Here is a 26,243-nt window from a genome sequence, read left to right on the forward strand (position 1 = left end):
CGTTGTTCCTTTATCTGCGGTCAAAAGTTCTGGCGGCTTGATCAAGCGCGATATTGATGACGAGATAGATACAGCCGCTGAAAACATAGAATTGTATTGCCATGAAATTGCGGCCGATAACTTCCTGGGTATTGAGGAGAAGCTCTGCGACGCCGATCAGTGAGAGCAGGCTTGAGCCTTTAATCAGTTCCACACCCGTATTGATCCAAGGGGGCAGGGCGCTCCGCAGTGCCTGAGGAAAAAGCACATTGACGACAATCTGCCTGAATGTAAGTCCGATACTTCGTCCAGCCTCAATTTGACCGACAGGTATCGACTGGAGAGAACCTCGCGTCAGTTCGGCAATATGGGCACCGGCAAAAAAGCTGAGCGCCAATATGCCCGCCATTTTGGCAGTAAGGCTCAGACCCATCACAGAGGGGATATAGAATGCAGCCAGCACAGATACCAGCACTGGCGTTCCGCGCATGATTTCAACATATAAGCGGAACGGAATACGAGATACGAAGGAACCATATGTGAGCTGCACACCCACCAGCACTCCGATAATGGTCCCGATAACGATAGCTGCCAATGAAATTTGAAGGGTTGTCAGGAGACCATCCACCAGTGGCCATCTGGCGATCCAAAGTTGATTAAGAAAAGCGTCCACTGTTCACTCTCCTCAAAACTTCGGGAACCGGCGTTCAATCCGTTGCAGGATGAACGACATTACCGAACAGGTGACAACATACAGGGAACTGACGATGAGCCAGGTTTCAACCACCCTGAATGTATTTGTATTAATTCTGCGCGCTTCAAAGGTGAGTTCCGGTATGGCGATAGCGGCAGCGATCGAACTGTCTTTGAAGATACCGATGAAAGTGTTGCTCAGCGACGGAAGAACATTACGAAACATGATCGGCATGACCACATAAAGGTTTGTCTGAATACGCGTCAGACCGATTGCCCTGGCCGCTTCGACCTGACCCACCGGGACCGAGGATAATCCGCCTCGGAACACTTCAATGAGATATGCGCCCGAGTAGAGCGAAAGAGCACAGATAAAGCTTTTATATTTGTCCAGACGTATCCCCAGCTGAGGCAATGCAAAATACAGTAGAAGCACAATGACCAGCAGCGGCAAGTTGCGAATGAGCATAACATAAATGCCCACCAACCACCTTCCTGCCACTGATCCGCGGCTGATAAAAGCACCAAGCAGCCCTATGACAGTTCCGGCGATTAACGAGATGAGCGCCATAACAAGCCCGATGACCAACCCCGACATCAGACTGTCGAAGTTGGACCAGACGGCATCAAAGTGTAAGGAATATCCCATATCAGCGCTGGCCCTAGCGCAGTTCGCCCGGAAAGCCGATTTTTGGCTCTGTTGGATATTCACCGAACCATTTTTTGTAGGCTTCTCTATAAACCGGGAAAGTCGTCCCTGTCATGGATTCTCGCAACGCAACATTAACAAAATTCAGCCAGTCAGGGTTTCCGCGCTTGACGATGCATGCGTAGCTTTGCGGGTTCCAGCTATAGCCTGAATCGACAAATTGATCGGGGTTTTGCGACATGTAATATTTTAAGGAAGAGTTGTCCGTCGCCGCAGCATCAGCCCGGCCTGAGTTCAGTGACTGATACATGAGATCGACGCTGTCAAACTGGTCAACGGTTGCTTCAGGCAGAGCATCATGAACCATTTGTTCGGCAAAAACGTTCTGCAATACCGAGATTGTTGCAGCACTGCCGGCGGCCTTAAGCGCGTCATAATTGTTGTACTTGCCCCCGGACTTCAGCATCAGGCTTACGCCTTCTCGATAATAAGGGATTGTAAAAGCGACCTGTTGCGCACGTGCGGCTGTTACGGTCACGAACTGACAGGTTACATCGACCTTATCCGTCAGGATATTCGGAATACGAGCGTCAGATGCCTGGCTTATAAATTCGATCTTTGTATCGTCGTCAAAAAGACCCTTCGCAATCATCTTGGCCACGTCAATGTCGAAGCCAACCAGGTCTCCTGCTTCATTCCTGAAATGCCAGGGCGGATTGGTCGTGCCCGTTCCAACAACGAGCTTGCCTCTGGCAAGGACATCGTCCAATTTATCTGCGTTGGCAGAAGCATTGAAAATAAGAGCTGCTGCAAGTGAAAATCCGAAGATTGCTACGTTCCGCGCGTTAGACATAAAGTTCCCCTTTTATTGTTCCCTGCTGGAGCGGCTTCTTCAAAGTGCCGTCTCGAGCTGTGCCGTTTCTAGTTTCTTGTTTTTTTCGACGCCTACAAGCTCGAGCTGTTTCGTCTGATGGAAAACGCGTTTCATTTTTTTCACTTCCTCAGCGCCTCGGAGCGGAAAAATCCTTTGAACCGACAGGGTGCATAGATCAAAAAAAGCATTTTTCCATCAGGCGAAACCGGACACGCTGGACCGCGGAACAGTTTCCATTGCTATCTCTCGAAGGCAAGCGAACCCATTCGTACCTGAACAATGCGGGAGAAAAGGAATTTCCGATGAACATTAAAACGACAACTATACAGGAAACTGACATCAAGGGCTGGGTCGACTCCGCGAATAGAATTGGGACGGCATTGGTGCTGGACATCATGGATGGACTGGGGCGGCGGCAACAAGCTTTGGACATGGGCATCGAGCCCCGCGCAAGTCAACGGACTGTCATCGGCTCCGCCAAAACGCTCTTGTGGATGGACTTCGCACACGAAGACCAGTCTACCTATGAATTGGAATTGAAGGCGGTAGATAGTTTGCTTCCACACGAGGTGGTGGTTTGCGCGACCGCCAACTCCGGTCGCTCGGGCATCTGGGGAGAACTGTTGACGACTGCTGCCATGCGCCGCGGTGCTGCAGGGGTGGTAACTGACGGAGCCGTTCGAGATATCGCTCAGATGCAGGGGATGGGTTTTCCGGTCTACTCTAGGTTTCTTTCGCCCTATGACAGCTTCAACCGGCAGAAAGTGGTTGCCTATGACGTTATGGTCGAGATTGACGGTGTGACGATCCGGCCCGCTGATGTGATCGTTGCTGACCTGGATGGCGTAGCAATCGTCCCTCAAGAAATTGCCCCTGATATACTGCGCCTGGCATTGGAAAAAGCGGATAGGGAAGACCGGTTCCGGGATGCTGTTCGCAACGGGTCCAGCCTGACGGAAGCTTATCAGAAGTACAACGTCCTGTAGTTGTAGAAGACTTGTGGGGAATGATGACTGAGTTATCGAACAGGAATAACAACGGTCTGGGGAGTTCTTTAAGGAATCTTCTGGGAGCAGACATGGTCATTACCGATCATGCGGAAAAGGCAGGCTTTTGCCGTGACTGGATGGGAGACGTAACCAGCGATGCTGTTGCTGTATTGCGGCCGCGCAGTACAGCGGAAGTGTCCAAGGTTGTTATGACGTGCCGCAACCTTGGTTTATCGATCATTCCTCAAGGGGGCAATACAGGGCTTGTTCTAGGCGGCATTCCGGATCATCCGTCCAATCAAGTTATCATTTCTTTAGGGAGAATGAACCGGATACGCAGCATAGACATAAATGACTTCTCTGCCGTGGTTGATGCCGGATGCGTATTGACTACAGTCAAGGATGCTGTGGCAGAGCAGGGCATGATTTTTCCTCTGGCACTCGGGGCGCAAGGAAGTTGCCAGATCGGAGGTAATGTCAGTACGAATGCCGGTGGTCTCAATGTTCTACGTTACGGTATGACGCGCGATCTTGTACTTGGCCTTGAAGTGGTTTTGCCTGACGGCAATATCCTTGAAGGCTTGTCTTCGCTAAGAAAGGACAATCGGGGCATTGATCTCAAACAATTGTTCATTGGTGCGGAGGGAACGCTTGGGATTGTAACCGGCGTTTCCATAAAACTGATGCCCGCACCGGATCAGATTGAAACGGCGTTGCTAGGTGTCGGATCCCTGGAATCTGCGGTGGCACTTTATCGCCGGGCCCGACGTGACTGCTGCGATCTGATGTCTGCTTTTGAGTTTATGCCGCCAATGGCGCTGAGCTTAGCCAAGGAGGCGATGCCGGATCTCGATATGCCTATTGCAATGGATCATCCGGCCTACGTCCTTATGGAAATTTCAGCCTCTGGACTCGTGAATATTGGCGACCTTATGCAGCGCTTCCTGACAAATGTGATGGAGGAGGGGCACGTCATTGACGGAGTCATTGCTTCATCGTCCACGCAGGCGAGCAACCTGTGGAAAATTCGCGAGGGAATGGTGGAAGGACAGGCTCTGCGCGGCAGACACATGCGTACCGACATTTCCGTGCCGTTATCGCGATTATCTGACTTCGTGGCTGTTGCCGAGGAAGCAGTCAGGGCAAAACTTCCCGAATGTGTGGCGATATCTTATGGACACGTCGGAGACGGTAATGTTCATCTCAACGTCCTCCCGCCGACGGATGCCAGCGAAGCTGATCGCACGAAACAGATCGATTGCGCCAAGAAAATTATAAATGAAGTCGTGGATATGTTTCAGGGGAGTATCAGTGCAGAACATGGCATCGGACGCCTGAAGCGCGACGATTTTGAACTGCGGCTGCAAGATCCTCAGCGGTCTCTGCTCCACGCTCTGAAAAACGCCATTGACCCGCGTCACATGTTCAATCCCAACAGTCAAATTTCGATGTCTGAACGAGACGCTGCGAACCCGGTTTGAACGCACTCGTACTGCGGTTGCATCAAACCGGGACCCGGTTCAATTGCTTCATACGCAGTCATGAACTCAGCATACTGAGATGGTTTGTGCGATGATCAGTCAGATATTGTCGGATGTGGTCAACTGCTCGAAGATCGGCATCATAAGTGCGAAAAGTTCGGCTTGTGAGGATAGATTGCACTTGCGATAAAGTTGCTTGCGAAAAACCTTTACGGTTTGGGGGCTGATATCCAGATTAAGCCCGATTGACGGCGATGAGTGCCCGCGCAGTATCAAAAGTGCGACCTCCGCCTGCCTGTTGCTCAGGCTGACGTTGAACCGCGTCCGCATGGCGCTTATCAGACTTTCGGTGAGTGACAATTCTACCCGGTTGTGCACAGGAAGCTCGCCTGACGGTGCAAGGTGTGCCCTTAGGAGCGACATGACTATTGACTGATGCCTGCGGAGGTTTGCGTCGGCTCTACTCGAGAACATATCTCCCGATGAACCATCTTTGCCCATGGAAATGGTCGCGGTCATATTCTTGCCGATCGTCAGGACGACCGAGATTTCGTCGGTGATGCCGATCCGCCCATAATACCATTCATAGTAGCGGCTTCGTTTGAACTGATCGGGAGCAACATCGAGCAATCGATAGATTCCTGATTGTCCGCGTTCCAGATGGAAGTGGTAAATAGGATCAAGAACATATGCGCCCGTGAGATAATCGCTTTCGATGTACTTGAAGACGTTAGGGCCGTAGATACGCTTGAATCGTACGGACGGGACCTGGGTGCCATCAAAGATAATAACAACGATATTGTCGAAATCCATGCAGGCGCGCAAATAGGCTTCCATCTTTTCGTAAAAGTCGGTCTTGCCCACGGCCTCTATTGTTTTGGCCAAGCTTTCAAACTCGTCCAGGACCATTCTGAATACCCCTTTGGGGGTATATACCCCTATGTAAACATTTTGTGAGTATATACACAACAATTAAGGGGTATTCGATCCGAAATCAACAGATTGGGATCACCGCCATACAATAGCGGAAACACCGCTAGGGCAGAGGTAAAATGAAGAAGCGCGTCAACCACAATGCGATGCAGTTCATTGGCTATACCACACCGTGGAGTGCGCTTGCCGGTGCAACCGTGGATTTGCATCTCTCCTGCCTGTCTTCGCCTGAGTCTGTCAGTATTCGCCGCCTGGACGATGCATCCGCACGACCGATGGAATGGCACGTTGAATCCTTGGGGAATCCTCCTGTCCATCGTGATTTCGATCAAGGTTCGTACCTTGCGATCAGAAGCCATGAGTTGAAAAAGCTGAACACCATTACGGCCGTGCGCTTTGAACTGTTCCTGACGCGGAACCATGAGCTGCGCACTGTCGTTGATACTGGAAGAACTTTACTGCAATTGGCAGATGGAAAATTTGTTCTTGTCAAAGGCGACCAGCGACATGTTATTGATGCCGATATTCCTCAAAGATGCTGGATCAGCATTTGCTTAAGTGATTGCGGTGGTCTGACAACAATTGGAATACAAAATACAGACCCATTGTCGCCATTGCATATCAAAGAAACGATTGCAGGCTTCAGCTGGGAAGATGTCTCCGGCGACCTTCTTTTGGGCACTGACAGAGGCTTTGAAAATCCTACCTTGAATGCGCGATTCTCTTCCATTGCACTGGAAACAGCGTCGTCCCTTCACGCGTGGCAATTCCCGACGCTCCTGCCTGATAGGCCGATATCTTCCCAAGGCGGCTCGACAGCCCTGCTGCTGGAGCTGGTCAATCTGCCGACATCCTGTGTAACATCGTCAAGATGGGACGGCTCGGCGCTGGACCCCCGCCTTGTACCAACTCACTATGATGCCGTGCATTGTCATGATGACGACTTGGCTTCGCTCAATTGGCCGGCATCATACCGCGTCACGCTGCCGGAAACGGCACCGTGTGGTGTTTATGCCTTTGAGGTCCATGGCTATGGCAAAACCGAGCAGATCGTCTTCTTTGTTGCTTCGAAGGTTGCCCGCAAGAAGGTTGTTTTCGTCGTTCCAACTGCAACCTATCTGGCCTATGCGGACGAAATCCTGCCCGAGCACCTCTACGAGTGGAAGTGCGATGATCGGGGTCACCGACTGGCAGTCGACAATAATTTCAAGTCACTCTACGATTACCATAGCGATTTGAGTGGGGTGTCGATCTGCTCTTACCGGAAACCGAAAGCAACACTTCGGGCAGACTATCGCTATCCGCTTGGCGACTGTCCCCATAACCTGCCGGTTGATCTTCACTTTCTGCAATTCTGCCATAAGCATGACATTGAATTCGATCTGATAACTGACCATGATCTGCATCGTAGGGGCGCGGATGGCCTGCATGCATATGGCGTCGTGGTAACCGGAAGCCATCCCGAATATCTCTCGGTCGAAATTGAAAATGCCTACAGGCAATTTGCGGCGAATGGCGGCAGTATCGCCTACATGGGCGGCAATGGTTTTGCAGGCACTGTCGCATTCAAAGACGATTTGATGGAGCTGCGTCGCTCGCCTCTCGAAGCTGGCCGAACCTGGGATGGTCCGATTGCCGAGCAAAATCTTGCGATAACCAATGAGCCCGGAGGTCATTTGCGTTCGCGCGGCAAGGGAGAGTTTACTCTGGTTGGCGGGGCTATATCCCTGATGGGTTTTGACGGAGCACGTCCTTTTACCAGAACGGCAGATAGTTACGATCTCAGGCACGAGTGGCTGTTTGACGGCGTGGCATCGGACATATTTGGCGAGGACGGCATCGTACTCGGTGGTGCAGCGGGATATGAGGTCGATGCTACCGATATCAGATTGGGGACGTCCCCGGATACGATTGTGGTTGCCCGGGCAAGTGACTTTCCTGACAGCTTCTATCACGATTCATCACGTTGGTATGAAGGTGGAGATAGCCAAAGGGATAGGCGGCGCTGCGGTGAGATGACCGTCAGATACTTGTCTGCCGGAGGGATAATTTTTTCCGCAAGTTCTGTTGCCTGGCTTGGTGCATTGCCATGTGGGAATGAAATGAATGATGTCGGGCGGATAACGCTGAATGTTTTGCGTCATCTGTCATCCGAATCTGGGGAAGAAAAACAAAACGATAAATCAAATCCAATCGAAAGAGGAGAATTAACATGATCAAGAAACTGGCAGTGGCATTGGCCTTGATGACCGCTTCATTGAGTGCAGCGAACGCGGAAACCGTAAAGCTCGGGCTGCAGCCTTGGCTCGGATATGGACCATTGTGGGTCGCCGAAGAAAAGGGCTTCTTCAAGAAACATGATGTCGACGTGGTGTTGACGACATTCAACTGGGATCAGGATATGACAGCCGCACTCGCCAGCGGCAATCTGAATGTCATCGCAAGTGCCACCAACGGCATGATCACCAACTACAACCAGAAGGTGGATCAAAAAGGGTTCTTGATCATGGATCTGTCGTTTGAAGCAGACGCCATCATCGCCGGCAAGGATATTTCCTCCATTAAGGACCTCAAAGGCAAGAAGGTGGCTTTTGAAGCCGGCGCAACCAGCGATCTTCTGATCAACTATGCGTTGAAAGAAAACGGCATGACCATCGCTGATCTTGAGCACGTGCCCATGGGGGCTTCGGAAGCCGGTCTCGCGCTGATCGCCGACAGGGTCGATGCTGCAGTCTCCTATGAACCTTATATTTCTACGGCTCTGGCTCAGGGCGACGGCAACAAGGTGATTTACACGGCGGCAGAAAAGCCCGGCCTGATCGGCGATATGCTGACGGCGTCATCCGAGTGGATCAACGCCAACCCCAAGGACGTGCAGGGCTTGATCTTGGCGTGGGATGACGCGATCAACTTCATCCGCTCTAATCCCGAAGAAGGCAAGGCAATCATTGCCAAAGCCGTGGGTAGCCCGACGGCCGAGTTCGAACCGGCTTTCAAAGGCGTTCGTCTGTATAATGTGAAAGAGAATGTGGAAGCGCTCAAGGGAGAGTTCCAGGCATCGCTGCAGACTGTCGGCGAGATCCTGCATGCCACCAATCCCGACAACATCAAGACTGTTCCGGTCCCAGCGGACCTTTTGTCGCTTGAGGACCTGAATGCCGTTGCGGCAAACCAATAAACAGCGGGCCGGCCATCCAAGGGTGGCCGGCCGAATTCTCCAGGCAGGGATAATGCTATGACGGACCAGGCAAGGGACAGAGGCAAGAGAGCCAGGAAAAGAAAGGGACTGCTCAGGTTGCGGCAGGATATACCCGACGGTGTCTTTTCTGCTGCCGGCATTGCTATTCCGGTCGTCCTGTTTCTTTTGTGGTGGGCCGTTACGGCGCTGGAACTGGTGCGTCCGCTCTTCCTGCCCAGTCCATGGAGCGTTCTCGAGGAAGGGTGGCGGCAACTCACTGAAGGCATCCTCTTTGCCGATGCTTCGGTCAGCATTTATCGCATCCTCATCGGCTGGCTGGCGGCAACCGTCGTGGCTGTCCCGATCGGAATATTGATGGGGAACTATAAACTCATCGAAGGCTTGCTCGAGCCATTGATTTCCACAGTGAGATACATGCCCGTTGTCGCCTTGATCCCGCTGTCGATCCTGTGGGCGGGCATCGGCGACGGGCAGAAAATCCTCATTCTGTTTCTCGGTACGTTCTTCCAGCAAGCCCTGATGATCATGGATAACGTGAAGAATATTGATCTCAATCTCATCCGTGCGGGGCAGACCCTCGGTTTCACCAATAACGAGATCCTGCGCCGTATTATCTTGCCAGCTGCGCTTCCAGGCATATGGGACACGTTCCGCATAACCATCGGCTGGACATGGACGTATCTTGTCGTGGCGGAACTGGTCGCCGCCAATGCCGGTCTTGGTCGCCGCATCATGGATGCCCAGCGCTATCTATCGACCGATACGATCCTTTTCGGAACGCTTTTCATTGGCCTGCTTGGCCTCCTGACCGACTATCTCTTCAAACGGGGTGGCAGGTCTCTGTTTAAATGGAGCAGTCAGACCCGATGAGCAGTCTCTCCGCGCATGTCGCCCGCGATGCGAAGATATCCATCGTTGGTGTCGGTAAGAACTTCAATGTTTCCGGGCGCGATCTCGTCGCGATCGAGAAGATCGATCTGGATATAGGCAAGAATGAGTTTGTCTCGATTGTCGGTACGTCCGGTTGCGGCAAATCCACCTTGCTGAACATGGTGGGCGGTCTTGATGAACCGACCTTCGGCGATATTCTGATAGATGGACGTCCTGTCAACGGGCCAGGCAGGGACAGAGGCTTTGTTTTCCAGACCTACAGCCTGTTCGAATGGATGACCGTCGAAGGAAACATCCGCTTCGCACTGGAGAAAAGCGCTTTTTCCAAAGCCGAAAAGACAGAATTGGTTGCGCATTTCGTGCATGCCGTGGGACTGTCGGGTTTCGAAAAGGCATTTCCCAAGCAACTGTCGGGCGGCATGCGCCAGCGCGTGGCGATTGCCCGTGCGCTCGTTTACAAGCCGTCGATCCTTTTGATGGACGAGCCTTTTGGTGCACTGGATGCGCAAACCCGCGGGATGATGCAGGAGCTGCTGCTGCAGATCTGGGACGATCACAAGGTCACGGTTCTCTTCGTCACCCATGATGTCGATGAAGCCATTTTTCTCGCCGACAGGGTTGTGGTTCTTGCCAGCCGCCCCGGGCGGATCAAGAAAGTCATGCCCATAGAGCTCGAAAGACCGCGATCCTTCGAAGTCCTGACAGACCCGAAATTCGCTGTCTACAAGCGGGAAATCCTTGCAGATATTCGCGAAGAAACCTTGAAACTCATGGCTATGGAACATTCTTGACGGGAATGGGCGCCAAGCAATGCGACAGATAAGAAAAAACATCCAAATGACACATGCGATATCGCTTCATAATCTTGCCACGCTCACTACCGATGAGCGCAACACCCTTCTGCTGCGCACGGAAGATGATCTCACGTACTTTATCGAGAAGGTGCCACCCATCATAGAAGCCGTGAAACGCGACGGCGACGTTGCGTTGGCAAAATTCGCTCAGGATTTCGATGGTGTAGTGCTTGATCCCGACAAGTTGGCTGTGGAAGAGTGCGAATTTAACGAGGCTTTCGATGCTCTTGATCGGGACATGATAAAGACGCTCGAATACTCGGCTGATAACATACGCCGCTTCCATCAGGCCCAGTTGCCTGGCGATATGTGGATGAAGGAAATCCGGCCAGGGGTGCTTGTCGGCGAGCGATATACCCCAATCGATAGTGCTGCGCTGTATTCCCCCCGGGGGAAAGGCTCGTTTCCCTCCGTAACCTTAATGACCGCGATACCCGCTGTCGTTGCCGGAGTGAAGCTTCCTGTCATTCTGACGCCTCCGGGACCCGATGGTAAAGTGGATGCGGCAACGCTCGTGGCGGCGAGATTGGCGGGCGTTGAACGAGTATTCAGGGCAGGCGGAGCGCAAGCGGTCGCTGCTGCCGCATTCGGTACGGCAACCATCCCCAAATGCCACAAGATCGAAGGGCCCGGGAGCCCATGGTTTCTCGCTGCAAAGCGTGTTCTAGAAGGACACATCGCATCACGACTGCCGGCAGGCCCTAGTGAAATTATTATATTGGCTGACGAGACGACAGATCCACAGATGGCGGCGTTGGACCTTTTAATCGAGTCAGAACACGGCTCGGACAGCTCGGCGTTTCTGGTGACATGGTCACGCGATTTTGCTGAAAAAGTGCGCGAAGCCGTGCCTGGATACTGGGTAAAGATGAGCAAAAAACGGGTTGAGTTCTCGTCCGCCGTGCTGGGAGGATCAAGCGGTGGCATCGTTCTTACCTCATCGCGAGAGGACGCCTACAATTTCATCAATGACTATGCGCCGGAGCACCTCCAAATTTTATCGAAGCATCCGTTCGAACATCTTTCCGAAATCCGGAATGCATCTGAAATCCTGCTGGGGGAATATGCACCAGGATCAATCGCAAACTACATGATGGGGCCCAATTGCGTGCTGCCGACATCCGGGGCGGCGCACGTTCATTCTCCTTTAGGTGTGCATGATTTCATGAAGAGTGCATCCATCGGCCATATGACAGCTAAGGGATATGCTGAAATGGCTCCGCATACTCACAGATTTGCAACTTATGAAGGCTTTGACGCCCACGCAAATTCGGTATCTGAACTTCGAAACCTGCTTCTCTAGCATTAAACCTTCGAGGTCAGCGCGCAACGACGTTTTGGGGGAACGCGCTTTCTGGCCGATCACAGCGTAAAACGGCATTTGGCTCCGACGCCTCGATTGGCGTTCAGATCGCTGCAATTATCGAGCCACAACCTTTAGGGCATCTAACGTTTGCGGTGTGATAGTGGCGGTAACCTTTAAACCGTAATCTTCCTGCATTTTCCTCAGACTCTCACGTATGCCGAAACCAAAACCGCTGGAGGGAACTCAGAATTGGACCAGATTTGGGGACAACGTCACGTGGCGTCGCCAGAATTCTCGGTGTTTCGACTGAATCCGTGCTTCGCTCGGATCATGATTTGGAGTTTGAACTTTTGTAAATCCTTGATCATGATGTGCGAAGCAATATGCAAATTTCATTCTCCTGTTCAGCTGACACAGAGCTGAAAAAGCTATTCGATCCCAGATATTTTCAATCATATCCCGTTTTGCTATTATTATCGAGCTGAAGGTATTGACGCATCAATGCCTGCGGATACGAACAAATATGTTGACAATAAAACAAATGTGCAAATAGATTAGCGCAAGACAATTTTCAATTGGGAGGAATTTTGATGACCATCAATGTCGCGCCAACAGGCTTGGCGCGCGACCTAGTTGCGCGCGGTGATTCAGGACGTCCAATTCGGATTGGTCTTATCGGGTCTGGGGAAATGGGAACCGATATAGTCACGCGCGTCGCCCACATGCCTGGGATCGAAATCGGGGCAATTTGCGATCTGAATGTCGAAGCAGCACAAAAAGCAGTCGATATTGCATACCAGGAGGCGGGTCACAGCAGGGAAGTGTCGAATGCTACTGCTCTGACTGCGGCGATGGAATCTGGGAAAGTTGCCGTTACCGGTGACGCGAGCCTTGTGCTCAAAAATGATTTGATCGATGTCGTTATTGATGCAACCGGGGTTCCAGCCGTGGGAGCAGAAATCGGGCTAACTGCCATGGAGAATGGCAAGCATCTCGTCATGATGAACGTGGAGGCTGACGTTACGATTGGTGCTTACCTGAAAAGTGAAGCTGAACGTCTCGGCGTCACATACTCCCTGGGTGCCGGGGACGAGCCTTCGTCGTGCATGGAACTAATCGAGTTCGTAAGTGCAATGGGTCACCCAATTGTTGCTGCGGGCAAAGGAAAGAATAACCCTCTCAACATTGATGCGGTTCCCGATGACTATGCCGAGGAAGCCATACGCCGCCATATGAATGTTCGCATGCTCGTGGAGTTCGTCGATGGTTCGAAGACAATGGTCGAGATGGCGGCTATTGCGAACGCTACCGGGCTGGTTCCAGACAAGCCCGGCATGCACGGCCCTGCAGCGACACTCGATCAACTTTCCAAAGTTCTTGTGCCGGAGCGGGATGGAGGAGTTCTGTCCCGCATCGGAGTGGTGGATTACTCCATTGGCAAGGGTGTTGCTCCAGGTGTGTTTGTTGTGGCGGACATGTCTCATCCGCGTATTTCCGAGCGTATGGAAGACCTCAAAATGGGTAAAGGCCCATATTTCACGTTTCATCGTCCATATCATCTTACATCGCTGGAAGTGCCCCTTACCTGTGCGCGCGTTGTGCTTTACGGGAAAGCTGACATGGTGCCCTTGGCAAGACCTGTGGCAGAAGTCTCCGCCGTTGCAAAGAAGGATATGCGGCCTGGCGAAAAGCTCGACGCAATTGGTGAGTACTGCTATCGCGCGTGGATCATGACAGTAGGAGAGGCGCGAATTGCCAAGGCAATCCCGTGCGGGCTGTTGCAAGGCGGCACAGCCACAATCGCTATAAAAAAGGGTGACCTCATCACCTACAGCAACGCTGCGGTGGCTCCCGGGTCAAAGATCGCCGCGTTGCGTGCACGGCAGGATAAACTTGTCTTTGGAACGGAGGTGTAGGCCGTGACAAAAACATCCGGTGCATCCTCCGTCGTTAAAACTGATAATCTACCATTCTTGTACAAGCAATTTAACCGCGAACAGCTTCTTGATGCTTTGCGGAAAATGCACCTTATCCGGCAATTTGAGGAAGGCGCAGAAGAAAGCTATACCCGCGGCCTTATCCACGGAACCATGCACCTGTCAATCGGCCAAGAAGCGAGTGCAATGGGTATATGCCTACCTCTTAACAATGACGACCAAATCACCTCAACGCATCGTGGACATGGGCACTGTATTGCGAAGGGTGCAGACGTAAAGCGAATGTTTGCTGAATTTTTCGGCAAGACGACGGGTTATTGTGCGGGTCGTGGCGGATCGATGCATATCGCAGATGTCACTACCGGAAATCTGGGGGCCAACGGTATAGTTGGCGGTGGAATTCCAATTGCTGTAGGCGCTGCACTGACCGCAAAAAGATTGAAGACTGGAAAAGTAGTCGCGTGCTTCTTTGGAGATGGAGCGAATAACGAAGGTGCATTTCACGAAGCACTGAATATGGCGTCTGTCTGGAAGCTGCCCGTGATATTCGTTTGCGAAAACAACAAGTACGGGATGTCTACCTCCACGGAACGTTCCACTGCCGTTGCCAACATTGCTGACCGTGCACAAGGATACTCAATGCCCGGAGTAATTGTAGATGGAAACAATCTCTCTGACGTCACTGAAGCTTCCCAGACAGCGGTTGATCGAGCACGCGCAGGTGAAGGCCCTACTTTGATCGAGTGCAAGACATATCGCCATCGCGGCCACTCCAAAAGTGATCGCAACAGATATCGCACGAAAGATGAGATTGATGATTGGATGACAAATCGAGATCCTATCGATCTCTTCGAAAAGCAACTGCTGGAATTAGCGGTTGCCAATGCCTCAGAACTTGAAGCCATTCGGGAAAGTGTCCGAAATGAAATCGCGGCGGGAATCGAGTTTGCCAGGCAGAGCCCAGCGCCAGCGATCGCTGATCTTGCAGATAATGTTTATACGGAGTTTGCATAGTGGACGCGGCCGTCAGGGAATTAAGCTACTCACAAGCAATAAAAGAGGCAATGGAAATTGCGATGGAAGCCGATGAACGCGTGTTCCTCATGGGCGAGGACATAGGAGTTTACGGTGGTGCATTTCAGGTCACAGGCGATCTTATCGAGAAATTCGGACCGGACAGGGTAATGGATACCCCAATTTCGGAATTGGGAGGTGCAGGGGTTGCGGTTGGTGCCGCCCTCACGGGGATGCGCCCCATATACGAGTTTCAATTTTCCGATTTCGCTGCGCTTGCCATGGAACAAATCGTCAATCAGGCTGCAAAAATTCGCTATATGCTCGGCGGTGCGGTATCCGTTCCTCTGGTAATGCGGTTTCCTGCAGGTTCAGGCACAGGCGCAGCGGCTCAGCACAGCCAAAGCCTTGAAGCCTGGCTTGGTCATGTCCCCGGTCTCAAGGTCATTCAGCCTACAACTCCTCATGATGCAAAGGGCATGCTTCTTGCCGCCATCGAGGATCCGGATCCCGTTATGATCTTTGAGCACAAGCTCCTCTACAAATCAAAAGGACCGGTACCCGAAGGATATTACACAGTTCCTATCGGCAAAGCTGCCGTGCGCAGGCAAGGCCGTGATGTCACTTTAGTCGCAACATCGATCATGGTGCATAAGTGCCTGGAGGCAGCCGATATCCTCGCGGGCGAAGGTATTGATGCCGAAGTCATCGATTTGCGGACAATACGTCCGATGGACACAGAAACCATTATTGCCAGCGTCAAAAAGACATCCCGTCTAGTGTGTGTCTATGAAGGCGTAAAGTCTCTGGGCATTGGAGCTGAGATAAGTGCGATGATCGCCGAGAGTGACGCGTTTGACTATTTGGATGCACCTATTGTCAGGCTTGGCGGCGCGGAAACTCCAATACCGTATAATCCGGAATTGGAAAAGGCGGCGGTTCCGCAAGTTCCAGGCATCATTACTGCAACCCGGGACCTCGCAAGAGGAGTTCGGTGAACCATGGCAACTGAAGTCATACTTCCTAAAGTCGACATGGACATGACCACCGGTCAAATTTCCAAATGGTTTTTCGAAAATGGTGCAACAGTAAAAAAAGGGGACGTACTGTTCGAGATTGAAACCGATAAAGCTGCAATGGAAATCGATGCTCCAGCTAGCGGAGTGTTACGTGATATAATGGCAGCAGAAGGGATTGATATTGCAGTCGGCTCTCCTGTCGCCTGGATTTATGAAGAGGGTGAGCCTTATGTGGCAGCACCGCAAGCTGGCGCATCGGCTAATCCTTGCACTTCAATGCTTGAGACTCCGAGTACCTCAAATGAACGTTCAACTGAGCGAACTACGTCAGAAAGAAGCGATACGCGCGCCACGCCACTTGCGCGCAGACTGGCTCGCGACTGCGGAATCGACATCGGTCTGATTTTCGGTTCCGGTCCCAAGGGAAGGGTTATAAGGGCCGACGTCGAGAACTATTCCACTGATATGCCGCCTTCAGAAGCAGAGACCGAACTCCAAGCCAAGGCTCTGCCCGATGCATCCAATAGCGAGCCTGTGTTGCAGCTTTTCGAGCAGGGTACTTATGAGCGCATCGCCCATACCAATATGCGACGAACAATCGCTCGGCGATTGGTTGAAGCAAAGAGCACTGTCCCTCATTTTTATTTGACCCTGGATTGTCATATTGACGCCATGCTCAAGCTTCGTGCGGAACTTAATGCATCGGCCCCTGAGAGGGAGGGGAAACCAGTATACAGGCTGTCCGTCAACGACATGGTCATCAAGGCTTATGCTCTTGCCTTGAAAGCAGTTCCGGAAGCAAACGTCTCATGGACCAATGATAATCTAATCAGACATAACCGTGCGGATATTGGCGTAGCAGTATCGGTAACTGGTGGTCTGATCACGCCTATCGTCCGAAATGCAGAGCTCAAGACACTCTCGACAATTTCCAGAGAGATGATCGATCTTGGCATTCGTGCACGAGAAGGAAAATTGAAACCCAGTGAATATCAGGGAGGAACAGCAGCAATTTCCAATCTGGGCATGTTTGGCGTCCGCGAATTTGCAGCGATTGTCAATCCGCCACACGCGACCATTCTCGCGGTAGGCAGTGGGGAACGCCGGGCAGTTGTCGAACGAGATGCAATTGTCGCGGCGACGCTCATGACGGTTACACTCTCTTCTGATCATCGCGCTGTTGACGGAGCGCTAGGTGCTCAGTTGATCGGGGCTTTCAAGGACTACATCCAAAAACCAATGTCGCTGCTGGTTTAAGTTGCCTCGCCGCCACTACAGCTGCGGCTGTTATTGGCGACACAATCGAATTCATGGAAGGATTCTTCATGACGAACTGCTATGATATCATTGTAGTGGGGTCGGGACCTGGCGGTTACATCGCAGCAATACGTGCCGCACAATTAGGTTCGAGCGTGGCAATAGTTGAGCGCGAACACCTCGCAGGTATCTGCGCCAATTGGGGCTGCATTCCCACGAAGGCTCTGTTGCGGTCAGCTGAAGTCCTTGATCTATCAAAGCACGCACAGAACTACGGCTTGGTGCTTTCGGGAGACATGACACCAGATATTGGCGCGATCGTTGCTCGTTCACGCTATATTGCAGAACGGATGAACGGTGGTGTTGGCCACCTCATAAAGAAAAACAAGATAGACATCATCTGGGGTGAAGCCAAGCTTACAAATCCTCTCACGGTTACGGTTTCCAACACCAGAAAGGCGATCGTGGAGCCACAAGCCCCGATACCTAAAAATGTGCTGGGGGAAGGAACTTACACTGCCAAGTATATTATCTTGGCAACGGGTGCACGCCCTCGTGTTCTGCCTGGGCTCGAGCCGGACGGAAAACTTGTCTGGACGTACTTTGACGCCATGAAGCCGACAGCGATACCGAAGTCACTGATTGTAATGGGATCCGGCGCGATTGGGATTGAATTTGCATCGTTCTATCGGACCATGGGTGTCGATGTACTGTTGTCGAGATGATGTCCGGGATCATGCCCGTGGAAGACGAAGAAATTTCCAACTTTGCCCGCAAACAGTTCGAAAAACAGGGCATGAAGTTTGTGCTCGACGCCAAAATCACAAAAGTTGATAAAATGGCAAATTCAGTCACAACCCATGTTGCCCGAAAGGACGGCCAAATCGAACTGATTACTGCGGATCGCATGATTTCTGCTGTGGGCGTTCAGGGGAATATCGAAGACATCGGACTGGAAGCACTCGGCGTCAAAGTCGATCGAGGCTGCATTGTTGTCGATGGCTTTGGCAAAACCAATATTCGGGGGCTCTATGCCATTGGCGACGTTGCGGGCCCCCCGATGCTGGCACACAAAGCAGAGCACGAGGCAATGATATGTGTTGAAAAGATTGCGGGTCTCCCGAATGTTCACCCGATTAACAAGTCGAGAATACCTGGGTGTACTTATTGCAGCCCGCAGATTGCATCTGTGGGTTTGACTGAAAAAAAGGCAAAGGCTGATGGATATAATGTCAGGGTCGGACGGTTCCCGTTTCTCGCCAACGGTAAGGCAATAGCTTCAGGCGAAGATCAAGGATTGGTAAAAACCATTTTTGACATGAAAACAGGTGAACTGCTCGGGGCACATCTGGTCGGGGCTGAAGTCACCGAACTCATCCAAGGCTTCGTTTTGGCCATGATTCTCGAAACGACCGAAGAAGATTTGATCCATACCGTTTTCGCGCATCCAACAATTTCAGAATCCATGAAGGAAAGTGTTCTTGATGCATTTGATCGAGTGCTCAATGCATAGAATCGAGGCGGCTTGCATAAAACGTCAGGCAAGAATCATACCGTTGGCCCTGCAAGTTTGGATGGTGTTTTCGATTTCCTGGACAGTGCGCTCCTCTGACCAGTCAAGACAATCCGCCATGATCTGAGCAACCTCTTTCATCAACGCCATCGACATTTGTCCTGACAGGGCGATGTCCGTCCGCCGGAACAAAAGATCACTCAGGCGCCCGACCAATTCGTTCTGGCAAATCCACTGTAGCTCCTTCATTCCAAACTCTGGTAATGCCTGAAGTGGCGTGTCGCGTTCAGCGCCGATGTTTTCGAGCAGATTCAATGCTCTTGTTCCGTATCGTTCGACCAGCTTTCCAGCGTCCTGGTCCGTGATGTTGCCTGAGAATTTCAGCTTGTCCAGCAATTCCACCATTGCCGCGTCATTAATAGGGAAATCTCTTCCACCCCCAATCGGAAGATATTCTGTTGAGACGCTACGCCGGCGATCCAGTTCACCAAGGACGAGATTTGCTACTTCCTCTGAGAACCCCCGAAACGTCGTCCATTTGCCCCCAATCAGAGAGAAAACGGGAACTCGACTGCCTGGCAGAGTATCTTTCGCAATCGAATGATCGCGACTTACAAGTCCACGGTCGATACCTTCGCTTCTAGGGAGGGGGCGGACACCGCAATACGTCATCACAATGTCTTCCGGCTGTATTTTGATCGCCGGAAATACCTCCTGCGTTATTTTCGAGAGGTAATCACGTTCTTCATCACTGCAAAAAGCTTCATCAGGATGATCTATCGGGATGTCGGTCGAGCCTACGAGGACATTTCCCATGAAAGGATAGAGAAGATTGACGCGGCCATCTGCGGATCCGAAATAGACCATTCGCCCTCCGAGAGCTTGTAAAAGCCGATCGTTCCTCACAATCAAATGTGATCCTTTGTTGCCTCCCATGTGTCTTGTCTCAATGCCGAGCTTTGCATTTACGGTATCAATCCATGCCCCGCCTGCATTGATTACAAGATCGGCAGACACTTGCACTGTATCGCCCGTTATTTCATCGAAGAGTTCAATACCGTCCCCGACACTGCGTGAAACGGATGTGTAGTTCAGCGCAACTGACAATGGGTTATCAGACAGTGCATCAAGAACAAGTTCGAGACCAAGCCGCTCCGCATGGGTGACGCGACCTTCATAATATATGCCTGTCGCGACAATATCCGGGTTCAGTTCCGGCATCAACTTTAACGCTGCTTTCCTCAGGTGCATCTTGTGATTGGGCATCGTTCTGAAATGGCGGCCAAAAACATCATACAAAAAAAGGCCGATTTCTGTGATCGCGGCACCCCGGTCGTTCATGGATGTATTGAAACCAAGGAAGCGCTTTATAGATGGTATGATACCGCCAAACCAGGAATAGACGGGAAGTACTGTCTCCAACGGTTTTACGTAGTGCGGCGCATTCTTGAGAAGAAGATTGCGCTCGCGAGCCGACTGACGCACAAGCCTGAATTCTCCTGTTTCGAGGTACTTTATGCCTCCGTGGATCAATCGCGATGGGGCTGCACTCGCACCCGAACAAAAGTCGCTGCGATCCAACATCAAACAATCGATGCCCTGAGCGCACAGGTCACGGAAAAGCCCGCACCCATTTATTCCAGCACCAATTATAATTACGGGGTAGTGGGTTGCGATTTTTTGAAGACTTGGTAACGGAGCAGAGTCACGTTGGAGTTTACCAACCATATCGATGATCCTCATGCACTTACTATTGCCACCTTCACGGCATCTCCCCTTTCAGCCGTTGCGAGTGCTTCGTTGATATCCTTCAGATCAAAACGATGGGTCAACATGGAATCAACCTCGACATGACCCGCAGCAATCATGTTCAGAGATTTCTCAAACTGGAGGCGGTTTAATCCGAACGAACCTGTCACTATAATTTCGTTGTAGTGGATCAAGTTGACATCCATCGTTGCCATTTCAGATTTTGAAAAGCCTGCGAACAAGCTGACTTTTCCGCGGTGCCGTGCCAGAGAAAGTGCATCATTGGCAAGTTTCGGAACGCCTATGGCGACGATAACCTTGTCTGCGCCGAGACCATTGGTTTGCTCTCGTACAATGGCGTTTAAATCTTCGGTGCCGGGATCGATAGCAATGTCCGCTCCGGCATCGAGCGACGCTTGACGCCGCTGAGCGTTCGGCTCGCTTACGATTATTCGGTATGCTCCGGACAATCTCGCAAGCTTGACGTGAAGCAGTCCAATAGGACCGGCCCCCAATACAACAACGATATCGCCCACGGTGACTTCGATCTTCTCCTGGCCATTCAGAACGCAAGCCAATGGCTCCACCAGCGCAGCTTTCTCCCAGCTCAAACCTGCTGGTAGTTTAAATACGTTGCGCGAACGAACAGCGTGGGTGGGAATGCGGATGTACTCTGCGAACGCGCCGTCGATCTCATAACCAATTGCGGTCAGGTTTTGACAGATGTTCTCCAGCCCACGTTTGCAATGATCGCAGTATCCGCACGGGATAGCAGGGCAGACCGCTACAGCTTCCCCACACTTGAAATCTGAGTGCCCGCCTGTCTCAACAATCTCGCCCGCAAACTCATGCCCCAGTATTGAGGGGTATCTCACACCCGCAGTTTTGCGGCCGCGAAAAATCCTGATATCCGTCCCGCAGATTGTGGCCGCCTTCACTTTGATAAGCATGTCGCCTTCATTCAAAAAAGGATCGGCAACAGTCTCAAATGACAGCTCATTTGGGGCATTCAACAATCCAGCACGCATAGTTACCTCCCTTAAATATGAACATAAGTCACACAAGAAATACAAATATGCAAGATATTGGGTGTATAAATTGCATTGAGGAGTCTTTGATGCGCCGTTTGAGCTCCGTCAGACAGCTTGGAAGGCCGGGTAGTTTCATAAAATATCAAGCCATAACATAATATTAGAGCCATGCCTCAATCAATCTTTTGTTTATGGATTGACATGGGCGCCCTCAAATGAACAAATGCAAATGTTCAAACATAAAAGTACAGGGAGTGTGTGCTTTGTTTGAATTGGGAGGAGGCGCCATGAAATACCAATATTCGTCGGTCGGATTCTATACTTTTGATTGTTTGGGACGTCCGATAACGGAGCTTCCAAAGGGCGGCGGTGTAAGTTTCGTAGAAGAGATCACGCTGGCGGTGTCAGGCACGGCAGGAAGTTGCGCAATCGACGCTGCCAAACTGGGCCTCAAGACTTTAGCGGTTGGCGCAGTTGGCCAGGACCCGATGGGGCTATGGGTGATGCAGCAGCTTGAAAGCCATGGCGTCGATACCAGCGCAATGCAGGTCCTGCCCGAGTCGCGTACTTCTACAACTATTGTCACAACGCGACCTGACGGCGCGCGCCCGGCCCTGCATATGAGAGGTGCCACCGGCGATTTCATTATTCCCGACGAGATGCTCGACCAGGTTCTGGATACTGACGTATTGCATCTGGGTGGTACAGGACTGATGAACCAGATGGATGGACCGCGTAGTGTCGAACTTCTGAAGGAAGCGAAGCGCCGCGGGTGCGTAACAACACATGATCTGCTCGCCGGAACGCCAGATTTTCTGCCCCTTGTCGAGCAATTGATGCCTTACGTTGATTATTTCATTCCTTCAATTGAAGAAGCCGAAGGTCTTTCGGGTCTTCGTGATATGAAGGAAATAGCCTCGTTCTTCGTCGACAAGGGCGCAAAGTGCTGCGTCCTTACACTCGGTGGTGTAGGAGTTTACTACCACCACTCAGACGGCACCCGCTTTCTGGTGCCCGCCTTTGATGTAGATGTGGTCTGCACATGCGGTTGCGGAGATGCATTTGATGCGGGATTTGCGGCAGGAATTTGCAAGGGCTTCGACCCGGAGACATCAGTCCGCTTTGGCCAGGCAGCAGCCGCACTTGTCGCCACCGGGCTAGGTTCTCAGGCAGGTATCCGGTCTTTTGATCAAACTCTTCACTTCATGAATACAGCTGCCGTCAAGGCAGAGAGGAGACCCGCCGATCGATGGGCGGTCTGAAGCACCAAATCGACGGGCAACCGTGTGATCTCACCCGCTTGTGTAAGCGGCTCGTTCTTTCAACTGGGAGGTAGAAATGAAACTGTCCAAACTAATTATGACTGCTGGTATGTTCTCCGCACTGGTCTCCACTGGCGCGTTAGCTCAAAGCCAGCAGGATCTAATCAAGCCTGTCGATAAAGAACTGACGTTTGTGTTTATTCCGAAGGTCATTCATCCCTGGTATGACGTCGTCGCAGAAGGCAGCAAATTCGCTGCAGAAGAATTGGCAAAATCGGGCATTAAGGTCAATGTTATCTGGGACCAGCCTCCACAGGCTGACGTTGCCGATCAAAACCAGCGTATCGAAACCAATATAGGACGCAAACCTGATGGTCTTGCCGTAGCTTGCCTCGACCAGGCCACAAATACCCAGCTGTTGGGTGAGGCGGTGAAGGCTGGGGTCAACGTTATTACTTTCAATTCATTCTGCGATGACAAATTTCCGTTTGTCGGCCCAAAGAGCAGTTTTCAGGACGGCTTCGATCTCGGTGAGTATTTGGCCGAGCAGCTTGATGGTAAAGGGAAGGTTGGCATTCTCGCAGGCAGCTTGACTGCCTCTGACCACGTACAACGTATCGAAGGTTTCAAGAAGGCACTTGAAAGCCATCCCGATATGAAGATCGTTTTTGAACAGCCGGACAATGATATTCTTGAAGAAGCAGTAACCCTGACGGAAAACGCACTTCAGGCACATCCTGATATGGCAGGTATATTTGGCTCGAACGCCTCCAATCCGATCGGCGCAGCGCGAGCAATCAAGAACGCGGGTCTTGCCGGGAAGGTGGCTATTGTAGGCATGGATGACCTCCCGGAGGCAGTTGAGGCCGTCTGTGACGGAACAATCAGTGCACTCAAAGCACAGCGTCAATGGGATATGGGATACTGGGCCGTGAAATACCTGGTCGCGATGAATGAAAATCACACCTATCCCGTATTCCACGATACCGGCTCACGCCTGATAACCAAGGCAGACTGTAAATAGTAAACTTACCGCACAGGATGCACCTGCATCCTGTGCCGGGAGGCATAAATGGTAAATTTCATCTTTGAAGCCCGAGATGTCGCCAAGTCTTATGGTGTTGTCCATGCATTAAAGGGCGTGTCCATCGGTATTGGCGAGGGAGAGGTCCATGCCATCATTGGTGAAAATGGTGCTGGCAAAAGCACCCTGATGGGTATCTTTTGCGGAAGATTGCGTCCCACTAGCGGTACATTGCACAGGAATGGCGATCCGATAAGTTTTAATGTTCCGCTTGATGCACAGAAAGCGGGCATCAGTATCGCCCCGCAGGAAATCAATCTTGTTCCCGATTTAACAGTTTTCGAGAACGTAATGCTCGGTGCTCATGAAACAGCAGGAATACTGATAGATTGGAAAAAAACACGCGCAACGGCTATCCGCCATTTGTTGGAAATAGATGAAACGATAAGCCCGTCTGCAAAAGTTTCGACGTTAAGCAAAGCTCAACAACAACTGGTGCAGATCGCTCGTGCTGCAGCAACGTCGGCACGCATTCTCATTCTTGATGAACCGACTGCTGCACTCACTTCGCGCGAGACCGACAAACTGTTCGCCTACATCAAAGGGTTCAAGTCTACGGGTGGTTCAGTTTTCTATATCTCGCACCGACTGAATGAAATCCTGTTGTTGTCCGATCGTATTTCTGTCCTGCGAGACGGAACATATGTTGGTGAACTTGATCCCAAGACGACGACAAAAGACGAAATGGTACGAAAAATGGCCGGTCGTATCGTGGGACGGGGCAATCCTGCTCCTCATACAGGCCTTGAAAACCGTGAAGTGGTATTAAAAGTTGAGCGGCTCACCCGTTACGGAGAGTTTGCAAATGTGAGTTTTGAACTGCACAAAGGCGAGATTCTTGGCGTCTCTGGTCTTGTTGGAGCGGGTCGAACCGAAATGGCAAAATGTATTTTTGGCCTCACCCGGCCCGATGCGGGCAATGTGGAGCTTTTCGGGAAAAAGCTCGACAATCGAACCCCCTTTGGATGTATAGAGCAAGGACTGGTTTATCTTCCCGAAGAGCGGAAGCAGGAAGGAATTTTCCCGCTTTTAAGCATTGCCGAAAACATGAGCATGCCAACTTTGGGACGGTTCACCGGGCCCTTGCATATGCGTACTTCTGAGATGATGCGAGAGGTTGATGGCTTCGTAAAACGGCTTGGCATAAAGATTGGTTCGCCGAAGGATTTGATCACCAGCCTTAGCGGCGGCAATCAGCAAAAGGTCATCATAGGCCGATGGCTCATGCAGAATTCACGCGTTCTCATCCTGGACGAGCCGACACGCGGAATTGATGTTGCTGCCAAATTTGAAATTCAGAACGAACTGAGACGATTCACGGACAACGAGGGTCTTTCGATCATCTTCATCTCATCAGAGCTTGAAGAGGTTCTCGATGTTTCGGATCGCATTCTCGTAATGCATGAGGGTCAGGTGAAGGGGATACCTTCAGCGAAAGCTGCCACCCAAGAGTCTCTCCTGCAACTTGCCATGAGCTAGCGAAACAGAGGTCAACAAATGACACAAGACACCGCAATCACCGCCGGTTCCGCCCAGCAGAAGAAGCGGACCACCCTCCTGGCAAAATTTTGGCAATGGGAAGCGAGTGGCATTCTGGTTGCCCTTATTGCGCTGATGATTGTTCTGTCGTTTATGACGGACAATTTTCTTTCTACCTACAATATGTCAGTTGTAGCGCGCCAGGCAGCCTTTGTAGGGTTGGTCGCACTGGGTCAAACATTGGTACTTCTTGTTGGTGGTATTGATCTGTCTGTTGGTGCGGCAGCGGGTCTTTCAGCAATCGTTGGATCATTGATGCTGACAATGTTCGGAGTAAATCCCTACCTTGTCCTGCCGCTGACGATGCTCTTCGGGATGTGCCTGGGCTTCGTCAATGGATTTTTCATAGCTGGCCTCCGCCTGAACCCCTTCATCGTAACGCTGGCCACGTGGGAGATTTTCGCAGGTATTACCATGGTTATCACCAAGGGTTATCCAATCCGACCTCTGGGCGAAACCTTCGGATACTTCGGCAAGGGCGAAATACTTTCGGTGCCCATTCCGGTTCTTATTTTTCTGGTATCCGGGATATTCCTGATCTGGCTTCTAACGCAAACCAAGTTTGGCCGTAATATTTTTGCGGTTGGCGGAAACCGGGATGCGGCCGTGCTGGTCGGTATTCGAGCAAAAGTTGTCGAGTTTGCAGTTTTTGGCCTGGCTGGAATATTTGCAGCACTTGCAGGAATACTTTTTGCCAGCCGTATGGACGCTGGCCAGCCTTCCGTTGGTGAAGGGTGGTTGATGGGTGCCATCACTGCTGCCATCCTTGGGGGCACAAGCCTGCGAGGAGGGCAGGGATCCATAATTGGAACCATGCTTGGCGCTATGCTTTTAACGGTGCTTGCAAACGGTACTGTCCTGTTGAACGTGTCCGGTTTCTGGCAGCGTGTTATTGTTGGTTGTGTCGTTCTGATTGCAGTTCTGGTTGATTTGCTTCGCCGCCGGAACTGACCCTCACTCGATAGTGGTCAATGCTGTGTGGTCATTAGT

At 51.5% G+C, this 26,243-nt stretch carries 22 protein-coding genes and 2 pseudogenes; 17 read left to right on the plus strand and 7 right to left on the minus strand.

Annotation, left to right across the window (positions count from 1 at the left end; genetic code table 11):
* Positions 1–10: 10 nt before the first annotated feature.
* From ABKW30_RS07075 to ABKW30_RS07085, 3 genes are read right to left on the minus strand one after another with little or no spacing between them, the layout of a single operon-like run.
* Positions 11–652, minus strand: coding sequence for an amino acid ABC transporter permease (locus ABKW30_RS07075; RefSeq protein ID WP_348597845.1), 642 nt, complete (start codon positions 650–652; stop codon positions 11–13).
* Positions 653–664: 12 nt separating this feature from the next.
* Complete coding sequence (locus tag ABKW30_RS07080; RefSeq protein WP_348597846.1) at positions 665–1,321, minus strand: amino acid ABC transporter permease; 657 nt, start codon at positions 1,319–1,321, stop codon at positions 665–667.
* Positions 1,322–1,334: 13 nt separating this feature from the next.
* The gene (locus ABKW30_RS07085; RefSeq protein ID WP_348597847.1) at positions 1,335–2,174 is read right to left on the minus strand and encodes a transporter substrate-binding domain-containing protein; all 840 of its coding nucleotides are present in this window, start codon (positions 2,172–2,174) and stop codon (positions 1,335–1,337) included.
* A gap of 323 nt (positions 2,175–2,497) precedes the next feature.
* Here ABKW30_RS07085 and ABKW30_RS07090 point away from each other — a divergent pair, with 323 nt between their 5' ends.
* Positions 2,498–3,181 carry an RraA family protein gene (locus ABKW30_RS07090; RefSeq protein WP_348597848.1) on the plus strand — a complete coding sequence of 228 codons (684 nt, stop codon included), beginning with the start codon at positions 2,498–2,500 and terminating at the stop codon, positions 3,179–3,181.
* A 23-nt stretch (positions 3,182–3,204) separates the two neighbouring features.
* Positions 3,205–4,665 carry an FAD-binding oxidoreductase gene (locus ABKW30_RS07095; protein ID WP_348598973.1) on the plus strand — a complete coding sequence of 487 codons (1,461 nt, stop codon included), beginning with the start codon at positions 3,205–3,207 and terminating at the stop codon, positions 4,663–4,665.
* Between the two features lie 99 nt (positions 4,666–4,764).
* Here the strand turns inward: ABKW30_RS07095 and ABKW30_RS07100 are convergent, their stop codons facing one another.
* Positions 4,765–5,574: a helix-turn-helix transcriptional regulator gene (locus ABKW30_RS07100; protein ID WP_348597849.1), complete on the minus strand. Its 810-nt coding sequence runs from the start codon at positions 5,572–5,574 to the stop codon at positions 4,765–4,767.
* 143 nt (positions 5,575–5,717) lie between these two features.
* Here ABKW30_RS07100 and ABKW30_RS07105 point away from each other — a divergent pair, with 143 nt between their 5' ends.
* From ABKW30_RS07105 to hisD, 5 genes are read left to right on the plus strand one after another with little or no spacing between them, the layout of a single operon-like run.
* Complete coding sequence (locus ABKW30_RS07105; protein WP_348597850.1) at positions 5,718–7,814, plus strand: N,N-dimethylformamidase beta subunit family domain-containing protein; 2,097 nt, start codon at positions 5,718–5,720, stop codon at positions 7,812–7,814.
* Complete coding sequence (locus tag ABKW30_RS07110; RefSeq protein ID WP_348597852.1) at positions 7,811–8,776, plus strand: ABC transporter substrate-binding protein; 966 nt, start codon at positions 7,811–7,813, stop codon at positions 8,774–8,776. Before ABKW30_RS07105 ends, ABKW30_RS07110 begins: the two co-directional genes overlap by 4 nt.
* A 57-nt stretch (positions 8,777–8,833) precedes the next feature.
* Positions 8,834–9,667 carry an ABC transporter permease gene (locus ABKW30_RS07115; protein ID WP_348597853.1) on the plus strand — a complete coding sequence of 278 codons (834 nt, stop codon included), beginning with the start codon at positions 8,834–8,836 and terminating at the stop codon, positions 9,665–9,667.
* Positions 9,664–10,479: an ABC transporter ATP-binding protein gene (locus ABKW30_RS07120; RefSeq protein WP_348597854.1), complete on the plus strand. Its 816-nt coding sequence runs from the start codon at positions 9,664–9,666 to the stop codon at positions 10,477–10,479. Before ABKW30_RS07115 ends, ABKW30_RS07120 begins: the two co-directional genes overlap by 4 nt.
* Before the next feature lie 46 nt (positions 10,480–10,525).
* Positions 10,526–11,845, plus strand: a complete 1,320-nt coding sequence (gene hisD, locus ABKW30_RS07125; RefSeq protein ID WP_348597856.1) for a histidinol dehydrogenase — start codon at positions 10,526–10,528, stop codon at positions 11,843–11,845.
* Positions 11,846–11,962: 117 nt separating this feature from the next.
* Here hisD and ABKW30_RS07130 read toward each other — a convergent pair whose 3' ends face one another.
* Complete coding sequence (locus tag ABKW30_RS07130) at positions 11,963–12,064, minus strand: peptidoglycan-binding protein (protein WP_348598974.1); 102 nt, start codon at positions 12,062–12,064, stop codon at positions 11,963–11,965.
* Between the two features lie 374 nt (positions 12,065–12,438).
* On the opposite strand from ABKW30_RS07130, the gene ABKW30_RS07135 reads away from it, so the two are divergent.
* From ABKW30_RS07135 to lpdA, 6 genes and pseudogenes are all read left to right on the plus strand, one after another.
* Positions 12,439–13,764, plus strand: a complete 1,326-nt coding sequence (locus tag ABKW30_RS07135; protein WP_348597857.1) for an NAD(P)H-dependent oxidoreductase — start codon at positions 12,439–12,441, stop codon at positions 13,762–13,764.
* A 3-nt stretch (positions 13,765–13,767) separates the two neighbouring features.
* Positions 13,768–14,799: a thiamine pyrophosphate-dependent dehydrogenase E1 component subunit alpha gene (locus ABKW30_RS07140; protein ID WP_348597858.1), complete on the plus strand. Its 1,032-nt coding sequence runs from the start codon at positions 13,768–13,770 to the stop codon at positions 14,797–14,799.
* Positions 14,799–15,797, plus strand: a complete 999-nt coding sequence (locus ABKW30_RS07145) for an alpha-ketoacid dehydrogenase subunit beta (RefSeq protein ID WP_348597860.1) — start codon at positions 14,799–14,801, stop codon at positions 15,795–15,797. The genes ABKW30_RS07140 and ABKW30_RS07145 overlap by 1 nt, the downstream gene beginning before the upstream one ends.
* Before the next feature lie 3 nt (positions 15,798–15,800).
* On the plus strand, positions 15,801–17,075 hold the full coding sequence (locus ABKW30_RS07150; protein WP_348597862.1) for a dihydrolipoamide acetyltransferase family protein: 1,275 nt from the start codon (positions 15,801–15,803) through the stop codon (positions 17,073–17,075).
* A gap of 68 nt (positions 17,076–17,143) precedes the next feature.
* A pseudogene (locus ABKW30_RS07155) lies at positions 17,144–17,214 on the plus strand (hypothetical protein); the annotation flags it as partial.
* Positions 17,204–18,588: pseudogene (lpdA, locus tag ABKW30_RS07160) on the plus strand (dihydrolipoyl dehydrogenase). The pseudogenes ABKW30_RS07155 and lpdA, both read left to right, overlap by 11 nt.
* Before the next feature lie 24 nt (positions 18,589–18,612).
* On the opposite strand, the gene ABKW30_RS07165 reads toward lpdA, so the two are convergent.
* The gene (locus ABKW30_RS07165) at positions 18,613–20,316 is read right to left on the minus strand and encodes a glycerol-3-phosphate dehydrogenase/oxidase (protein ID WP_348597864.1); all 1,704 of its coding nucleotides are present in this window, start codon (positions 20,314–20,316) and stop codon (positions 18,613–18,615) included.
* 11 nt (positions 20,317–20,327) lie between these two features.
* Entirely contained in the window at positions 20,328–21,365 is a 1,038-nt protein-coding gene (locus tag ABKW30_RS07170; protein WP_348597866.1) for a zinc-dependent dehydrogenase, read from the minus strand.
* A gap of 290 nt (positions 21,366–21,655) precedes the next feature.
* Between ABKW30_RS07170 and ABKW30_RS07175 the strand changes: the two genes are divergently transcribed.
* From ABKW30_RS07175 to ABKW30_RS07190, 4 genes are all read left to right on the plus strand, one after another.
* Positions 21,656–22,630 carry a sugar kinase gene (locus ABKW30_RS07175; RefSeq protein ID WP_348597868.1) on the plus strand — a complete coding sequence of 325 codons (975 nt, stop codon included), beginning with the start codon at positions 21,656–21,658 and terminating at the stop codon, positions 22,628–22,630.
* 76 nt (positions 22,631–22,706) lie between these two features.
* A complete protein-coding gene (locus ABKW30_RS07180) occupies positions 22,707–23,654 on the plus strand; it encodes a substrate-binding domain-containing protein (protein ID WP_348597870.1) in 948 nt (315 codons plus the stop codon).
* A gap of 48 nt (positions 23,655–23,702) precedes the next feature.
* Positions 23,703–25,193: a sugar ABC transporter ATP-binding protein gene (locus tag ABKW30_RS07185; RefSeq protein WP_348597872.1), complete on the plus strand. Its 1,491-nt coding sequence runs from the start codon at positions 23,703–23,705 to the stop codon at positions 25,191–25,193.
* An 18-nt stretch (positions 25,194–25,211) separates the two neighbouring features.
* Positions 25,212–26,204, plus strand: a complete 993-nt coding sequence (locus ABKW30_RS07190) for an ABC transporter permease (protein ID WP_348597873.1) — start codon at positions 25,212–25,214, stop codon at positions 26,202–26,204.
* Positions 26,205–26,243 lie beyond the last annotated feature (39 nt).

Source organism: Phyllobacterium sp. SB3 (assembly GCF_040009165.1).
In the GTDB taxonomy this organism is placed as follows: Bacteria; Pseudomonadota; Alphaproteobacteria; order Rhizobiales; family Rhizobiaceae; genus Phyllobacterium.

What these genes read in the sequence shown, in the direction of transcription:
- ABKW30_RS07080 (WP_348597846.1), bottom strand. Translation starts at nt 1,321, where the DNA reads ATGGGATATTCCTTACACTTTGATGCCGTCTGGTCCAACTTCGACAGT.
- ABKW30_RS07085 (WP_348597847.1), bottom strand. Translation starts at nt 2,174, where the DNA reads ATGTCTAACGCGCGGAACGTAGCAATCTTCGGATTTTCACTTGCAGCA.
- ABKW30_RS07090 (WP_348597848.1), top strand. Translation starts at nt 2,498, where the DNA reads ATGAACATTAAAACGACAACTATACAGGAAACTGACATCAAGGGCTGG.
- ABKW30_RS07095 (WP_348598973.1), top strand. Translation starts at nt 3,205, where the DNA reads ATGACTGAGTTATCGAACAGGAATAACAACGGTCTGGGGAGTTCTTTA.
- ABKW30_RS07100 (WP_348597849.1), bottom strand. Translation starts at nt 5,574, where the DNA reads ATGGTCCTGGACGAGTTTGAAAGCTTGGCCAAAACAATAGAGGCCGTG.
- ABKW30_RS07105 (WP_348597850.1), top strand. Translation starts at nt 5,718, where the DNA reads ATGAAGAAGCGCGTCAACCACAATGCGATGCAGTTCATTGGCTATACC.
- ABKW30_RS07110 (WP_348597852.1), top strand. Translation starts at nt 7,811, where the DNA reads ATGATCAAGAAACTGGCAGTGGCATTGGCCTTGATGACCGCTTCATTG.
- ABKW30_RS07115 (WP_348597853.1), top strand. Translation starts at nt 8,834, where the DNA reads ATGACGGACCAGGCAAGGGACAGAGGCAAGAGAGCCAGGAAAAGAAAG.
- ABKW30_RS07120 (WP_348597854.1), top strand. Translation starts at nt 9,664, where the DNA reads ATGAGCAGTCTCTCCGCGCATGTCGCCCGCGATGCGAAGATATCCATC.
- hisD (WP_348597856.1), top strand. Translation starts at nt 10,526, where the DNA reads ATGACACATGCGATATCGCTTCATAATCTTGCCACGCTCACTACCGAT.
- ABKW30_RS07135 (WP_348597857.1), top strand. Translation starts at nt 12,439, where the DNA reads ATGACCATCAATGTCGCGCCAACAGGCTTGGCGCGCGACCTAGTTGCG.
- ABKW30_RS07150 (WP_348597862.1), top strand. Translation starts at nt 15,801, where the DNA reads ATGGCAACTGAAGTCATACTTCCTAAAGTCGACATGGACATGACCACC.
- ABKW30_RS07165 (WP_348597864.1), bottom strand. Translation starts at nt 20,316, where the DNA reads ATGGTTGGTAAACTCCAACGTGACTCTGCTCCGTTACCAAGTCTTCAA.
- ABKW30_RS07170 (WP_348597866.1), bottom strand. Translation starts at nt 21,365, where the DNA reads ATGCGTGCTGGATTGTTGAATGCCCCAAATGAGCTGTCATTTGAGACT.
- ABKW30_RS07175 (WP_348597868.1), top strand. Translation starts at nt 21,656, where the DNA reads ATGAAATACCAATATTCGTCGGTCGGATTCTATACTTTTGATTGTTTG.
- ABKW30_RS07180 (WP_348597870.1), top strand. Translation starts at nt 22,707, where the DNA reads ATGAAACTGTCCAAACTAATTATGACTGCTGGTATGTTCTCCGCACTG.
- ABKW30_RS07185 (WP_348597872.1), top strand. Translation starts at nt 23,703, where the DNA reads ATGGTAAATTTCATCTTTGAAGCCCGAGATGTCGCCAAGTCTTATGGT.
- ABKW30_RS07190 (WP_348597873.1), top strand. Translation starts at nt 25,212, where the DNA reads ATGACACAAGACACCGCAATCACCGCCGGTTCCGCCCAGCAGAAGAAG.